The sequence below is a fragment of the Micromonospora sp. NPDC049891 genome (genome assembly GCF_040660295.1).
Taxonomy (GTDB): domain Bacteria; phylum Actinomycetota; class Actinomycetes; order Mycobacteriales; family Micromonosporaceae; genus Micromonospora.
On record NZ_JBFAML010000004.1, the window covers coordinates 127,484 to 142,709 of the forward strand.

Here is a 15,226-nt window from a genome sequence, read left to right on the forward strand (position 1 = left end):
GCAGCGCGACGACGGGCTGCTTTACTCGGGGCCCGAGGGCCCCTGGTCGTCCGGGATGTCGCCTGCCGTACGTGGCGGGCCGCTGGAACCGCGGACCTCCAGCACGCACGGCAGCAGCTCCTGGTGGATCTCACCGTCGCCGGTCTCCACGTGCCGCAGCAGCGTCTGCACCGCGATGCGGCCCAGCGCCGAGCCGGGCGAGGTCATCGCGGTCAGCGCGGGGGTGGCCAGCTCGGCGACCTGCGGTGAGGTGACCATCGAGACGACGGAGACGTCGCCGGGTACCGTCAGCCCTCGGGTGGACAGCTCGCCGAGCAGCCCGAAGACGGCGCTCTCGTTCATCGCCAGTACGGCGGTGAGGTCGGGGGCCTGTCGTAGTGCGGTGGCCAGCGCGGCTCGACCGCTGGCGGCGCTGTCCTCGGCGGGGATCATCAGCGGTGTCAGACCGTGCTCGGTCATCGCGGCGGTGAACGAGTCACGGGTCCGCAGCGCCGGACCGTAACCCTCGGCGATGGTGTCGGCCGAGTGGTTGACGTAGACGATGCGGTGGTGGCCCAGGCCGACCAGGTGGTCGACGGCCTCGCGCACGGTCCGGTCGAAGTCGATGTCGACGTACGACAGGCCGGCCGGGTCCTCGGTGCGTCCGATCAGCACCGTGGGTACGCCCGCCTCGCGCAGCACGTCCACCCGGGGGTCGTGCAGCTGCACCTCCATCAGCAGGGCACCGTCGAGGATCCGCTGGCTGGCCAGCCGGCGCAGCTCGTCGAGGTCGCCGACGCCGATCGGGGAGAGCACCAGGTGGTAGCCGGCGGTCCCGGCGGCGGCGGTCGCCCCGGTGACGAAGGCGGTCTCGGTGGCGCCGATGCCGCGCTCGTCCATCGGCAGCAGTAGTCCGAGGATCCGGCTGCGCCGGCTGGCCAGTCCCCGTGCCAGGGCGTTGGGTTGGTAGTCCAGCTCGGCCATGGCGGCGAGGACCTTGTCCCGGGTCGCCTGAGAGATCGGACGGGCGCCGGTGAGCACGTACGACACGGTGCTGACCGAGACCTGGGCGCGCCGCGCGACGTCCTGCATGGTGGCCATCCGGCACCTCCTCGCGGTATGCCCCGGCGCTGTCGAAGCGCTTCGACTAAGCGGTTCGACAGAAGGTAGGTCAGGTGTTACGACCACGTCAATAGGCAGTGACGAACTGAGGTCGGATCCCGCTCGGTCAGCGTGCGGGCAGGTCGAACAGGTCGGCGGCGGCCTGCCAGCAGACCGTCCGCAGCCAGTCGTCGCCGAGATCGAGCCTTGCCAGGCCGGTCAACTGGTCGGCGTACGGGTAGGGGATGTTCGGGAAGTCGCTGCCCAGCAGCACCTTGCCGGCCAGCCCCAGCTCACGCAGGCGCGGCAACTCCTCGGCCGGGAAGGGCACGAACTGGTCGAAGAACGGGGTGAACGCCATTGTGGTGTCCAGCCGCACCCGCTCGTGACGCTCGGCGAGATCCAGGAATGCGGGATAGTCCGGTGCGCCCATGTGGGCGACGATCGCCGGCAACCGCGGGTGCCGGGCGAGCAGCGCGGCGAACGGGTCCGGCCCGGTGTGGGCGGTGCCCACCGGCGCGTGCCCGGCATGCACGACCACCGGCACGCCGGCCTCGGTGAGCAGCCCCCACGCCTGTTCCAACGCCGGGTCGGTGGGCGCGAAACCACCCACCTGGAGGTGCACCTTGAAAACCCGGGCACCGGCGTCGATCGCCTCGGCAACGTAGCGCGGCGCCGTCGGCTCGGGGAAGAAGGTGGCCGAGGGCAGGCATCCGGCGGTGTCGCGCGCGAAGTCCAGCGTCCACTCGTTCAACTGCTCGGCCATGCCGGGCCGGTGGGCGTACGCGAGCGCGCTGAACGCCCGTACCCCCAGCCGGCGGAGATGATCGACGCGTTCCTCGTCGCTCCACCGGTACCGGATCGGCCACTCCAACCCCACAAGCGGACCGGCGGAGTCGAAGTAGTCCCACACTCGACGGCGCAGCCTCGGTGGCAGGAAGTGCACGTGCACGTCGGCCAGGCCGGGCAGGTCGAGCTGCTGCCAGAACCGTGGCACGGCCTCGTCGGCGGCCACGATCGCCGGGTCGACGGCTTCGACGCTCACAGGTCGAGGTTGAACTTCTGTAGCACCGAGGGAGCGACGAGTCCGAGCGTGGCCAGCACCGACACGATTGTCAGTGCGGTGCGGACCACGACGATCTCGGTCTTGCCGCCGGCCCGCAGCGCGATCCTGTCGGGCAGGCTGATCGGTGTCCACATCCGGCGTTTGATCGGAATCGGCCAGAGGATCGGTACGCCGGACCGGGTGATCATGTCACCGATGATGTGCACGAAACAGCCCACGCCGACGGCCAGCCCGATCATCGGATAGCCCCGGTCGCCGGGGAGGTTCGCGGCGGTGAACACGGCGGCACCGGCGGAGACCAGGGTGACGATGAGCCAGCCCGCCCGTTCGGCCCACTCGTCGAACAGGCCGCGCAGGGCGAGACCGATCATGAAGAACAGGATGCCGATGACCGCCCACTTGCCGTACCGGGCGCAGAGCGTGGTGGTGCCCCAGCCGACCAGCACGGTGAACGGGATGGTGTGGGTGAGCGTCCGGTGACCGTTGCTGCGCTTCGGATCGCGGCTGAGCTTCGTGGCGTAGTAGACGCCCAGCGAGATCTTCTCCACCACCTCGGCGATGAACAGTGAGAAGACGCCGAAGGTACGGGCCACCGTCGCGCCACCCTGATTGCGGGTGACCTTGCCGGACAGGTCGAGATCGGGCAGCAGGGCCCCTCCGGCGCAGACGGCGGTGCCGACGGCCAACGCCAACGGCGACTGCTCGTAGTCGTAGAAGTGCTGTAGCGCCCAGGACCCGCTCAGCCATACCGCCGCGCCAGACAGCGCGTGCGACGGTCCCATCATCTCGGCTCGCCCTCCCCAGGGATCTTGAGCGCCAAAACTACGCCACTGTAGTTCGCCGCGACGCCGCAGGGGGACCACCCGCAGCGTCCACTTCGGACGATGATTGGAGCCGGTCGGCGGACCGGGCCGACCACCAGGCAGTATGGCAGCGCGTGGCGGTCGGCCGGCACGATCTGTCGGCCATGGGACGGCGGGCCCGCCCGACGTGCGCGTGGCTGTCGGTGGGCTGGGTCACCACCAGCGTTTGCGGGGCGCGCGGACGGTCACGTCCCCGAAGATCGCACGGCAGTGCACCTCGATCACCGGTGCGCCCGCCGCGACGGGGCCGCTCAGCTTGGACTGCTTGCTACCGAAGACCGCGCTGCCGGTGAGCCGCACATCGGTGCCCTCCGCCACGACGATCGTGACGTCGCCGAAGATCGCCTCCGCGTCGATCCGGGTCACCCGCCCGGGCAGCCGCGCCTCGTGCAGCTCGATCCGGCAGTCACCGAAGATCGCCCGGGCCTCGATGCGCTCCGGCGCCGGCCACGCGCCCTTGCGTACCTCGTTGCCGAAGATGGCCAGCAGCTTCTCCGGCGCGGGGGCGAGCGCGCCGGCTGTGGGGCTGGCCGTCGCGTCGGGCAGGTCCCGGGTCACCCGGGCCAGTTCGCCGCGGGTCTGTGCGGCGTGGGCGACGCCGGCCCGCTCGGAGTACTCGTCGAGGGTCAGCCGGCCCTCGGCCGTTGCCTTGCCGAGCAGCTCGACGATCTCCTCCCGTTCCCGGTCGGAGACTCGCAGCTGGTCGGTGTCGTCGTGCCGCTCCGGTTCCACGGTCCGAGACTAACTGCGTCCCGCGAGGCCGTCTGCCAGGGCATGTCTCAACGCGGCCTACGGTCGGAAGCTGAGCCGGACGGTCGCCAGTTCGCTCGCCGCGGCCGCCCAGTCCTGTTCGTGCGTGATCCAGCCCAGCGTCCAGGAGCGGCCCGGCGTCGCACCGTCCGGCACGATCTGGGTGGCACGCAGCCGGTCACCGTGCGGTGTCAGCCACCCGAACTCCCACTCGGTGGCGTCGCCGACGCGGCCGAGGCGGAACTCCTGGTAGCCGGGCAGGGTGCCTTCGGCCAGTTCCCGGTCCCGTACCGCCTTGAATCGGCTGATCGGCTCGGTGCCGGCGTCGGCGCTGTCCGCGACGGTGAACGCGCGACCGGTGGCCGGGTCCTGGAAGCAGGCCACGTCGTCGTCGCGGGAGTGCCGCCAGTCGGCGGGCAACGCCACCCGGAAGCCGCCGGTGTCGGCGTGCCACACCCAACCGGCGGGCGGCCGGAACTGGTCGCTCGGACGGGGTGGGGCGGTGCGCAGCGAGGCACCGTCGACCCACGGGCGTACACAGGGCAGCGGCGGGGGGACGAGACCGCCGGGCGGCGGGCCGGGCGGACGTCGACCGTCGCGCGGGAACGGGCCGCCGGGCCCCGGCGCGCCCACGTCGTACGACGGCGGGCTCTGCGTCGCCGGACCGGGTTGGTCCGCGCCGGTGCCCACCACCGTCAGTGCGGTGCCGATCCCGGCCGCCATCGCGACCAGCACGGCTACCGCCGCCAGCGCCCACGGCCGGGCCACCGCGCCCCGGCGCTGCTCGGCCCCGGGACTGGTGCGACGGGTGCCGGCAGGCGGAGTGCGTATCGGCGGCCCGCCGGCCTGAGCCGGGTCGCCTCCGCCGGTGTGAGTCGGGTCGTCCCCGCCGGTGTGGGCAGGGTCGCCTTCGCCGGTGTGGGTCGGGTCGTCCCCGCCGGTGTGGGCCGGGTCGCCTCCGCCGGTCTGGGTCGGGTCGTCTCCACCGTACGACCGGGTCGGCTCGCTGCGCGGTGCGGCCGGGGTGTTCGCCGGGACGGGTGCGGCCCGGACCGGTGGGGCGGTGCCGGCGTGAGACGATCCGGTCGTGGGAAGGGGAGCGGTGTCCTCACCCGCGCGGTCTGGCGTGTCGGCCGGATCGGGCCCGGCCGCGGCCAGCAGCCGACGGCGCGTCTCGGCATGGTCGGTGCGGTGCGCGGGGTCGCGGCGCAGCAGGCCGGCCAGCACCGCCGACAGCGGCCCGGCGTGCGGGGCCGGGTCCGGCGCTGCGGAGGCCAGCGCGCTCAGCGTCGCCATGGCGGTGCTGCGGGCGTACGGGGCGCGACCCTCGACGGCGGCGTGCAGCGTGGCACCGAGGGACCAGAGGTCGGCCGGTTCACTGGACACGCCCTCGCCGGCTCGCTCCGGTGCGACGTACTGCGGTGAGCCCAGGATGGTGCCGGGCCCGGTCATCGTCTGATCGCCGCCGTCGAAGACGGCCAGCCCGAAGTCGGTCAACAGCACCCGACCGTCGTCGGCGACGAGGACGTTCGCCGGCTTGACGTCGCGGTGCAGCACCCCGGCGTCGTGCGCCGCCCGTAGCGCGTCCAGCAGCGCCAGACCGATCCGAGCGGCCCGGCGCGGCGGCAGCGGGCCGTCGGCGTCAAGGAGATCCTGGAGGGTGCGCGAGGGCACGTACTCCATGACGATCCAGGGCGCGTCAGCCTCGGAGACCACGTCGTAGACGCGGACCACGTTGGGGTGGCTGAGCCGGGCGGCGGTCCGCGCCTCACGCAGCGTGCGGGCGCGCACCTGGTCCAACTCGTCGCCGCCGAGCCAGGCCGGCAGCACCACCTGCTTGATCGCCACCTGGCGGTGCAGCAGCTCGTCCTCGGCCCGCCAGACCGTACCCATCCCGCCGCGCCCGACCAGATCGAGCAGCCGGTACCGGCCGGCGATCACCGCTCGCACGTCTCCCCCATCCGCCGCCGTCCGGCGTACACCCTAGCCAGCGGATCGGGGATCACCTATCCGACGAGTCCACTCAGGAGGCGGCCCCTCCCACGGCGAGGAGATTGCCGTCCGGGATGGCTATCGTCTGCCGACGCGCGGGCATCTCGGCGGCGGCGCGCCGGGACTGCGGCGCAACGTGCTCGCGGCGGGCCGCGGTGTACGTGTCGGCGGTGCGGGCGGCGATGGTCGCCCAGCCGTAGCGCCGGCCGACCATGCTGCGTGCCTGCCGGGCGACCCGGCGGGCGAAGACCTCGTCGCCGAGCAGTTGGCCCACGGCACCGGCCAGCGCCGACGGGTCGCTGTGCGGGAAGGTCACGCCGGTGACGCCCGGTTCGACGATCTCGGCCAGCCCACCGGTGCGGGCCACCGCGAGCGGCGCCCCGGCCGCGGCGGCCTCCAACGCCACCATGCCGAAGGGTTCGTAGAGGCTCGGCACGACAGTCGCGTCGGTGGCGCCGAGCACCGCCGGTAGCTGGGTGTTGTCCAGGAAACCGGTGAAGCGCACGGTGCCGGCGAGCCCGAGCCGACGGGTCCGGTCCTCCAACTCGCCCCGGAAGGGGCCGTCCCCGGCGATCAGCACCCGCAGCCCGGGATGCCGCGCGCGCAGCTTCGGCACGGCGTCGACCAGGTGCTGCACGCCCTTCTCGTAGACCAGCCGGCCGGCGTACCCGACAAGCGGCCCGTCCCCGGCGAAGCGGGCGCGGGCCGAGGCGACCGCGCGGGGCCGGGCCCGCCAGGCCCGGTCGTCGACGCCGTTGGGTACCACGTCGACGCGGTGCCTGGGCGTGTCGAACAGCGTGGTGACCTGATCGCGCATGTAGCCGGAGCAGGCGACGACCCGGGTCGAGGCGTTGCTGAGCCAGTGTTCGACGCCATGGATGGTGCGGTTCATCTCCTCGGGGAGCCAGCCCTGGTGCCGGCCGGCTTCGGTGGCGTGGATGGTGGTGACCAGCGGGAGGTCGAGGTGGTCGCGCAGGGTGATGGCGGTGTGGGCGACGAGCCAGTCGTGGGCGTGGATGACGTCGTAGCTGCCGGTGGTGGTGGCGTGCAGGGCGGCGCGGGTGAGGGTGTGGTTGAACGCCATGGTCCAGGCCAGGAGGGAGCTGGTGGCCAGGGGGAAGGTGACCGGGTCTTCGGCGGCGCGGATGATGCGGACGCCGTCGACGTATTCCTCCAGGGGTGCGCCGTCGGTGTGGCGGGTGACGACTGTGACCTCGTGTCCGGCGGCGGCCAGGGCCACCGACAGCGCGTGCACGTGCCGGCCGAGACCGCCGACCAGGACGGGTGGGTACTCCCAGGACAGCATCAGCACCCGCTGCGAGCGTGCGGGGTTGATGTCGATCACGTTGGCGTTCGGTGACATACGCGCCCCCTTTGAGTTGTCTCCGCGCACCCGTCGGAAGCCCCCTGACGGGCGGCGTTCGCGTTACGGCCGGATCGGGACCAATCCTGGTCGCAGCTGGATAACCAGCGGAGACGTAACCGTTGCGGGGGTGTAAAGCGCTACCGGCGGACGCGCAGCAGCTCCGCGACCGACCACGCCTGGAAGGGGCAACCGGTGGCGGTGTGCGGGGCCGTACCGTCGGCGGTCTCGCTCACCGAACCGAGGCCGTACTCGCCCAGGTGCGCCTCCAGGCCGGTGAACAGGTCGTCCACCGGCAGGCCCGCCCGCCGGCTCGCGTCGGCGTACGGGCCGATCAGCCACGGCCAGACCGTGCCCTGGTGGTACGCGGTGTCCCGCTCGGCCGGCCCACCCCGGTGCCGGCCCAGGAACCCGGGACAGTCGGGGGAGAGGCTGCGCGGGCCGAGCGGGGTGAGCAGCCCGCCGCCGAGCTGGCCCAGCGTCTGCGGATCCGGCTCCATCGGCGCGAACGGCAACGACCAGGCCAACAGCTGGTTGGGGCGCAGCAGATCGTCGTCGTGGAAGGCCGCCCCACCGAGCGGGTACGCCGGTGCCGGCGCGTCGACCACATCGTGCAACCAGCCGGCCGGGGTGGGGAAGCGGTCCCGGAACGCCTTGACCGCCCGCTCGTGCAGCCGGTGCAGCCCGTCGGTGTCCTGTCCGGCCAGTTCAGCCAGTTCCGCGACCCCGGCCACCCCGTTTACCCACAGCGCGTTGACCTCGACCGGCTTGCCGTGCCGGGGCGTGACCGGCACCCCGTACACCCGGGCGTCCATCCAGGTCAGCGCGGCACCGGGGGCACCGCAGGCGAGCAGCCCGTCGGCCGGGTCGACGGCGATGCCGTACCGGGTGCCGGCCACGTGGGCGTCGATCACCGCGCGCAGCGCCGGCAGCAGTTCGTCGCCGAGATCGGTGTCGCCGGTGACCGTGACGTGCCGGCTGACCGCGTGCAGGAACCACAACGTGCCGTCGACGGTGTTGTACTCGACCCGCCCGGTGTCGGCGGTGTTGGCCAGCATCCCCTCCGACAGCGTCGCCGCGTACGAGCGCAGCAGGTCACGGCCCAGGTCGGCCCGACCGGTACGCAGGAAAAGCCCCTCGTAGGAGATCATCGTGTCCCGCGACCAGGCACCGAACCACGGATAGCCGGCCACCACGTCCGGCCCGGTGGCGGTCCGTACGACGAACGCGTCGGCGGCGAGCGCCAGGGTCGCCTCGACCGCGTCGGCCGGCCTGGCTGCCGCGACCACCTGCCGGTTGCGTTGCCGCGCCGCCGCCACCACCTGCGGGCCTGGCGGCGGTTCCTGCTCCAGGTTCGTGGCCCAGGCCAGCACCGACAGCGTGTCGCCGGGGCGGCGCAGGGTGTCGCGGAACTGACCCGCGTACCACAGGTCCTCCTCCGGGTGCAGGCCCCGCGCCGCCTCCTCGCGGTGGTACCCGCCCCGCCACCAGTGACCCTGCGGCGACCAGCCGGGCCCGGACAGCCGGTACGCCCCCTCGATCACCGCGCCGCCGTCGACCGGGTCCATCCGCAGTGGCGGCCCGTCGCCGCGCCGCTCGCCATGGGCGTCCCGCCAGGTGCAGGCGGCGGCCAGCTCCAGCTCGACCGGACCACCGCTGATCAGCCGGTGCACCACCGCCACGCAGGAGCGGCCGGGCAGCATGGCCAGCTCCCGCTCGATCACCACGTCGCCGACGCGCCACCGCCAGCGCGGCAGCCCGTCGGTCAGGTCGAAGCGTTCCAGCAGCTCGAAGCCGCGCGGGTCCACGTCACCGGAGGCCCACTCGTGCGCGCCGAGGCGCACCCGGGCGCGGGAGGGCAACAGCACCGCCGGATCGAGGCTGACCAGTCCCACCTTGCGGGAAGCCGGGGTTTCTCCCGGGATCACCAGCAGCCCGTGGTAGCGGCGGGTGCGCAGACCGGCGACGGTGCCCATGGCGTATCCGCCCAGGCCGTCGGGCACCAGCCACTCGCGGCTGGCGGCACTGGTCAGCTCGCCACAGACCTGCGAACCGTAGCGAATCTCGATCAACTTTCCTCCACCGCGGCGAGGTGTAACACGACACGACGACAATGGCCGCTGTGGTGAAGTACCCCGGCGGCGTCGAAGATGTTCAGGTGATCAGTGACGGTTCGCCCTCCGCCCCGGCCCCCGACGTCGAGCGGATCCGGCTCGCCCAGGCCGATGCCGGGGAGCAGGACTGGCGCGCATGGGGCCCCTATCTGTCCGAGCGGGCGTGGGGGACGGTACGGGAGGATTACAGCGAGCACGGCACGGCCTGGGACTACTTTCCCCACGACCATGCGCGGTCCCGAGCCTACCGGTGGTCCGAGGACGGCATGGCGGGCGTGTGTGACGACCGACAGACGTTCTGTTTCGCTCTCGCGTTGTGGAACGGGCGCGATCCGATCATCAAGGAGCGGATGTTCGGTCTCGGTGGCGACGGCGGCAACCACGGCGAGGACGCCAAGGAGTACTGGTGGTACGAGGACTCCACGCCCACCCACTCCTGGATGCGGTGGCGCTACCACTACCCGCAGGCCGCCTTCCCCTACGACGAGCTGGTCGCGGTCAACGGCCTGCGTGGCCGGGACGACACCGAGTACGAGCTTGTCGACACCGGCATCTTCGACGACGACAGGTACTGGGCGGTGACCGTCGACTACGCCAAGGCCGGACCGACCGACATGTGCATCGTGGTGACCGTGGCCAACCGTGGCGAGGAGGCCGACCGGCTGCACGTGCTGCCGCACCTGTGGTTCCGCAACACCTGGGCGTGGGGGCTGCCCGGCGGTGACCGGGTGCCCCGGATCGTCGGGTCCGGGCGGCGGCTCGTCGGCGAGCACTGGGTGCTCGGCCAGATCATGCTCGAAGGTGACGGCGACCCGACGCCGCTGCTCTGCGACAACGACACGAACGCCGAGCGGCTGTGGGGACTGCCGGGTCGTACCCCGTACCCGAAGGACGGCATCAACGACCATGTGGTCGACGGTGCGGAGACGGTGAACCCGGATCGGGAGGGCACCAAGGGGGCGCTGCACTACGTGCTGGACGTGCCGGCCGGTGAGCAGCGGCGGATCCGGCTGCGGCTGACCCGCACGGCCCCGCCGCCGGGTGACGGCGAGCCGCCGCCGGCCGAGCTGGGTGACGGTTTCGACGCGGTGGTGTGGGCCCGTCGTGCCGAGGCGAACCGGTTCTTCAACGCGGTCATCCCGGCCCAGGCCAGCGCCGACGAGGCGTTGATCGCCCGGCAGGCCATCGCCGGGTTGATGTGGGGCAAGCAGTTCTACCACTTCGACGTCAAACGGTGGCTGGAGGGCGATCCCGGATCGACCCCGCCGGCCGGTCGCCGGCACGGGCGCAACAGCCACTGGTGGCACATGACCAGCTTCGACGTGATCTCCATGCCGGATCCGTGGGAATACCCGTGGTACGCCGCCTGGGACCTGGCCTTCCACTGCGTGAGCATCGCCCGGGTCGACCCTGGCTTCGCCAAGGAGCAACTGCTGCTCCTGCTGCGTGAGTGGTACCTGCACCCCAATGGGCAGATCCCGGCGTACGAGTGGGCCTTCGGTGACGTCAACCCGCCGGTGCACGCCTGGGCGGCGTTGAAGGTGTTCGAGATCGACGGCAGCCGGGACCACGACTTCCTGGCCCGGATGATGCACAAGCTGCTGATGAACTTCACCTGGTGGGTCAACCGCAAGGACACCGGCGGCAACAATGTCTTCGAGGGCGGGTTCCTCGGGCTGGACAACGTGGGCCCGTTCGACAGGTCGGCGGCGTTGCCGGTGGCCGGGGTGCTGGAGCAGTCCGACGGCACCGGCTGGATGGCGATGTACGCGCTCAACCTGCTGGACATCGCCATCGTGCTGGCCGAGCACGACCGCACCTGGGTGGACACCGCGACGAAGTTCTTCGAACACTTCGCCTACATCGCGGCGGCGGCGTACGACCAGGGGTTGTGGGACGACGAGGACGCGTTCTTCTACGACGTGCTGCGGTTGGCCGACGGTACGAAGGTGCCGTTGAAGGTGCGCTCGGTGGTGGGTCTGCTGCCGCTGGCCGCGGTGACCCGACTGACCGCACGGACCCTGCACCGGTTGCCCGAGCTGGGTGCCCGGCTGCGCTGGTTCCTGACCAACCGGCCCGAGTACGCCTCGGTGGTGGGCGCGCGGCGGCTCGGCCCGGACGGGCGGCAGCAGCGGTTGTTGTCCATGTGCGGGCCGGAACAGGTGGTGCGGCTGCTCGCCCGGATGCTGGACACCGACGAGTTCCTCTCCGAGTACGGGCTGCGGACGCTGTCCCGCGCCCACCTGGACAAGCCGTTCGCGGTGACGCTCGGCGGGCAGGAGTTCTGCGTCGGCTACGAGCCGGCCGAGTCGACAAGCGGCCTGTTCGGCGGCAACTCCAACTGGCGCGGGCCGATCTGGATGCCCACCAACTTCCTGTTGATCAGCGCGTTGCGGGACTACGCCGCGTTCTTCGGCGACGACCTCCAGGTGGAGTATCCGACCCGTTCCGGGGTGAAGAAGACCCTCGACGAGATCGCCGACGACCTGTCGGCCCGGCTGATCGCGTTGTTCACCCGCGACGGCTGGGGTCGCCGGCCGATCTACGGCGCGGCGCAGTTGTTCCAGACCCACCCGGACTGGCGCGACCTGATCGCGTTCCCGGAGTACTTCCACGGTGACAACGGTGCCGGCCTGGGCGCCTGGCACCAGACGGGCTGGACCGCCCTGGTCGCCGACCTCATCCTCACCCTGCGCCGCTGACCGGGGCGGCGCTGCTCGGCCCCGGCCGCGCATCGGGTCGGTCCACAGTGACCCTCGGTTTGGGTATGGTCACCGTCATGGGTGATTTCGTGGTGCGGAGGTGGAACCTGGACCACTACCCCGGTGATCAGGCTCCGCCGCATCAGCACCACAGGTCCACCGAGGGCTTCGTGGTCCTGCGGGGTCGTCTGGAGGTCCTCGTCGGCGTCGAACGACGAATTCTGGAACCGGGCGAACACGTGGTGATCCCGGCCGGTACCACCCACACCTTCGCCACCGTCGACCCGGAGGGTGCCGACATCGTCGCGATCATGTCGCCGGAGGTGGACCAACTGGTCGCGGCCCTGCACACCGCGTCCAGCGACGAGGAGCGGGCCACCATCTGGGGGCGGTACCACTCGACGGTGGTCGGCTCAGCTGAGCACTGACCCGCCTTCAGTCGCCAATCCGTCGCGACACAATGACCCTGCGTGACGCAGGGCTAGCATCAGCGACGTGTCCGGAACAGACGAACCAGGCACCGGGCGGGACGGCGACGCCATCGTCACCACCGCCTGGCAGCTGGCCGAGGCGGAGGGGCTGGCCGCGGTGACCACCCGCCGGCTCGCCGAACGCGCCGACGTCGACCTCGGTGCCCTCTACCAGCGCTTCGCCGACCGGGACGCGGTGGTCGCCGCCGTCGCGGTGCGGGGGTTCGCCGACCTCGCCGCCGCACTCACCGATGCGCGTACGGCGGTCGACCGCCCGGCGGAGGTCTGGCCGGCGGTGATGGCGGCCTATCTGGATTTCGCGTACGCCAATCCCGAGGTCTATGACGCGATGTTCGCCCACACGCCGGAGCTGACCCTCGGGGCGGAGCAGGTTCCCGAGACGGTCGCGGCCACCTTCGGTGAGCTGCGTACCGCGCTGACGCCACTGGCCGCCGGCCGGGACGCCGACATCCTCGCCGAGCTGGGCTGGAGTCTGCTGCACGGCATGGTGATGCTCACCCGCGGCGGCCGCCTGCGCCCCGACACCCAGGACCACCGCGAACACCTGCTCAGCAAAAACCTCTTCCGCCCCCACCCCTCGTCCCGGTGATCAAGAAGTTTGCGTCGGATTTCGCGGCCCGGGACGACGCAAACTTCTTGATCAACCGGCTGGGGTGGGTGGGGTGGTTGCGGGGGGTGGGGTGGGGGCGTAGGTTCGCTGACACGCCGTTCGAGTGGAGAGGAGGTCAGAACAATGTCCGATGTTCTGCGCCCCGTCCGCGGCCCGGCGTCCACGCGGATCTGACCCGGGGCGTCGCTGTCCCGGAGGATCTGCCATGTCCGATCTGGTCATCCGCCCGCTCGTCGCGGGCGAGGAGAAACTGTTCGACTCGATGCCCGACCCGCTGCCGCAACTGCGGCAGATCAGCTACGCCGACGGGATCGCCGGCGGTGGCTACCGGCCGGAGCACACCTTCATCGCGCTGCACGGCGACCGGGTGGTGGGCCGCGCCGCGTGGCTGCTGCTGCCCGGGTCCGTCGGTGAACCATGGCTGGAACGGTTCGAGTTGGACCTCGCACACTCCGCTGAAGCCGCAAGCGCCGGAGGGCCGGTCGGTGGCGCAGGGTCGGTCGCTACGGCGCCGCAGGTCGGTGCCGCGTTGCTGCGCGCCGCGCACGAGGCGCTCGGCGGCCCGAAGGCGTACCACGCGGCCCTGCCGGCGTACTGGCGTCGGCAACCCGAGGTGCGGGCCGTCGCCGAGGCGTCCATGGCGGCGGCCCGACTCGCGGGACTTGTCGAGCGGGGGGAGCGGCTCAGGTTCAGTTGGGCGGGTGGACCGTTGCCGGCACCGTCCGGCCGGTTCTCGTTCCGTCCCGCCGCCGACGCTGCGGAGGTCGACGCCCTGGTGGCCCGGGTCGTCGAGCCGGTGGTGCTGACCGGTGCCGAGACCGCCCGGGTGGTCGCCGGGGTGGACCTGGCTCGCGATCCGCTGGCCTGGTTGACCGGTACGCCGATCGGAAACTGGCGCGTCGCGCTCGACGGTGACGAACCGGTGGGCCTGGCGGGGCCGACGGCCGACGCCTGTTTCCCGATGATCGCCTACCTCGGCCTGCTGGACGAGTCGGTGCTGGGCGAGCTGTTGGCCGACGCGGTCGCGACGCTGGCCGCTGGCGGGGCGTACGAGGTGGTCGCCGACGTGGACGCGCACCGGGTGGGGGTGGTGGCGGAACTGGAGCGGACCGGCTTCCGGCGGATCCGCTCCCGGGTGGTCTTCGAGCCGGCCTGACCCGACGGTCGTCTGCATTCCAGTGACCCGACATGCCGGTACGACAGTCACTGGAATGCAGACGATCAAGGGGCGGTCGCCGGTTATCGGGTCGTGCGCCGTACGCCGTTCGCCTAGAGTCCGCGAGGTGATGCGTGAGGCAGCCATCGAGCCGGGCCGGGTGCTGGTCTTCGACGCCGACGACACCCTCTGGGAGAACAACGTCGTGTTCGAGCGGGTGATCGACGACTTCCTGGAGTGGTTGGACCATCCCACGCTCGACCGGGCGCAGCTGCGGGTCGTGCTCGACGACATCGAGCGCGCCAACGCTGTCACCCATGGCTACGGCAGCAAGGTCTTCCTGCGCAGTCTGCGGGAATGTCTGGAGCGGCTGCGTGAGCGTCCGGCCACCGATGCGGAGCGTCGTGAGATCGACGAGCTGGCGGTGGCGCTGGTGACCCACCAGGTCGAGCTGATGCCGGGGGTGGCCGACGCGCTGGACGAGTTGGCCGGCCGGCACGAGCTGCTGCTGCTGACCAAGGGCGAGCGCGAGGAGCAGCAACGCAAGCTGGACGCCTGCGGGTTGCTGCACCACTTCTCCGCAGCGCACATCGTCGCGGAGAAGAACGTCGAGACGTACCGGTGGCTGGCCGGGCAGCACGGGCTGGACCCCGCCCGCGCGTGGATGATCGGCAACTCGCCACGCTCGGACATCCTGCCCGCCCGGGCCGCCGGCTGGAACGCGGTGTTCATCCCGAACGCCAACACCTGGGTGCTGGAGCACGACGAGCTGGATTCGGCGGACGTCGGTGTGCTGCACCTGGCGGCCTTCCCGGACCTGCTGCGCCACTTCTGATCACCACCGTCGGCGGCCACGCCACCCCGACAGCGACGTCGCCCGACAGCGACGCCAGCTAGCAGCGACGCCACCACTCGGTCGCCGGCAGTCCGTCGGCGATCAGCGTCGGACGCGGGCGGGATGTTACGGCGCTCTGCCGGGATTGAACGTTGCTGGGAATAGTTCGGGCCGGGACCGGGGTGTGCTTGTCCGCTGCGGGTG

General features: G+C 71.8%; 12 protein-coding genes. 5 read left to right on the top strand and 7 right to left on the bottom strand.

Annotation, left to right across the window (positions count from 1 at the left end; translation table 11 throughout):
* Positions 1-21: 21 nt before the first annotated feature.
* The 7 genes from AB0I71_RS07900 to AB0I71_RS07930 all read right to left on the bottom strand — a co-directional run bounded on the left by AB0I71_RS07900 (position 22) and on the right by AB0I71_RS07930 (position 9,186).
* Positions 22-1,080: a LacI family DNA-binding transcriptional regulator gene (locus tag AB0I71_RS07900; RefSeq protein ID WP_357582484.1), complete on the bottom strand. Its 1,059-nt coding sequence runs from the start codon at positions 1,078-1,080 to the stop codon at positions 22-24.
* Positions 1,081-1,207: 127 nt separating this feature from the next.
* Complete coding sequence (locus AB0I71_RS07905) at positions 1,208-2,098, bottom strand: amidohydrolase family protein (RefSeq protein ID WP_357582631.1); 891 nt, start codon at positions 2,096-2,098, stop codon at positions 1,208-1,210.
* Between the two features lie 23 nt (positions 2,099-2,121).
* Complete coding sequence (locus AB0I71_RS07910) at positions 2,122-2,931, bottom strand: metal-dependent hydrolase (protein WP_357582485.1); 810 nt, start codon at positions 2,929-2,931, stop codon at positions 2,122-2,124.
* A 231-nt stretch (positions 2,932-3,162) separates the two neighbouring features.
* On the bottom strand, positions 3,163-3,741 hold the full coding sequence (locus tag AB0I71_RS07915) for a DUF1707 domain-containing protein (RefSeq protein ID WP_357582486.1): 579 nt from the start codon (positions 3,739-3,741) through the stop codon (positions 3,163-3,165).
* Between the two features lie 57 nt (positions 3,742-3,798).
* Entirely contained in the window at positions 3,799-5,709 is a 1,911-nt protein-coding gene (locus AB0I71_RS07920; RefSeq protein WP_357582487.1) for a protein kinase, read from the bottom strand.
* Between the two features lie 73 nt (positions 5,710-5,782).
* Positions 5,783-7,114: a glycosyltransferase family 4 protein gene (locus AB0I71_RS07925; RefSeq protein WP_357582488.1), complete on the bottom strand. Its 1,332-nt coding sequence runs from the start codon at positions 7,112-7,114 to the stop codon at positions 5,783-5,785.
* 140 nt (positions 7,115-7,254) lie between these two features.
* Entirely contained in the window at positions 7,255-9,186 is a 1,932-nt protein-coding gene (locus AB0I71_RS07930) for an amylo-alpha-1,6-glucosidase (protein ID WP_357582489.1), read from the bottom strand.
* A 41-nt stretch (positions 9,187-9,227) separates the two neighbouring features.
* Between AB0I71_RS07930 and AB0I71_RS07935 the strand changes: the two genes are divergently transcribed.
* The 5 genes from AB0I71_RS07935 to AB0I71_RS07955 all read left to right on the top strand — a co-directional run bounded on the left by AB0I71_RS07935 (position 9,228) and on the right by AB0I71_RS07955 (position 15,022).
* Positions 9,228-11,930, top strand: a complete 2,703-nt coding sequence (locus tag AB0I71_RS07935; RefSeq protein ID WP_357582490.1) for a glucosidase — start codon at positions 9,228-9,230, stop codon at positions 11,928-11,930.
* 77 nt (positions 11,931-12,007) lie between these two features.
* On the top strand, positions 12,008-12,358 hold the full coding sequence (locus AB0I71_RS07940; RefSeq protein WP_357582491.1) for a cupin domain-containing protein: 351 nt from the start codon (positions 12,008-12,010) through the stop codon (positions 12,356-12,358).
* A gap of 67 nt (positions 12,359-12,425) precedes the next feature.
* Positions 12,426-13,010, top strand: coding sequence for a TetR/AcrR family transcriptional regulator (locus AB0I71_RS07945; RefSeq protein ID WP_357582492.1), 585 nt, complete (start codon positions 12,426-12,428; stop codon positions 13,008-13,010).
* 226 nt (positions 13,011-13,236) lie between these two features.
* Positions 13,237-14,187 carry an acetyltransferase gene (locus AB0I71_RS07950; protein ID WP_357582493.1) on the top strand — a complete coding sequence of 317 codons (951 nt, stop codon included), beginning with the start codon at positions 13,237-13,239 and terminating at the stop codon, positions 14,185-14,187.
* 130 nt (positions 14,188-14,317) lie between these two features.
* Positions 14,318-15,022, top strand: coding sequence for an HAD family hydrolase (locus AB0I71_RS07955; protein ID WP_357582632.1), 705 nt, complete (start codon positions 14,318-14,320; stop codon positions 15,020-15,022).
* The last annotated feature ends 204 nt before the right edge of the window (positions 15,023-15,226 follow it).

Bases quoted from the DNA above. Each gene is read 5' to 3' on its own strand.
- AB0I71_RS07925 (WP_357582488.1), bottom strand. From the start codon at position 7,114: ATGTCACCGAACGCCAACGTGATCGACATCAACCCCGCACGCTCGCAG.
- AB0I71_RS07935 (WP_357582490.1), top strand. From the start codon at position 9,228: ATGGCCGCTGTGGTGAAGTACCCCGGCGGCGTCGAAGATGTTCAGGTG.
- AB0I71_RS07900 (WP_357582484.1), bottom strand. From the start codon at position 1,080: ATGGCCACCATGCAGGACGTCGCGCGGCGCGCCCAGGTCTCGGTCAGC.
- AB0I71_RS07940 (WP_357582491.1), top strand. From the start codon at position 12,008: ATGGGTGATTTCGTGGTGCGGAGGTGGAACCTGGACCACTACCCCGGT.
- AB0I71_RS07955 (WP_357582632.1), top strand. From the start codon at position 14,318: ATGCGTGAGGCAGCCATCGAGCCGGGCCGGGTGCTGGTCTTCGACGCC.
- AB0I71_RS07910 (WP_357582485.1), bottom strand. From the start codon at position 2,931: ATGATGGGACCGTCGCACGCGCTGTCTGGCGCGGCGGTATGGCTGAGC.
- AB0I71_RS07950 (WP_357582493.1), top strand. From the start codon at position 13,237: ATGTCCGATCTGGTCATCCGCCCGCTCGTCGCGGGCGAGGAGAAACTG.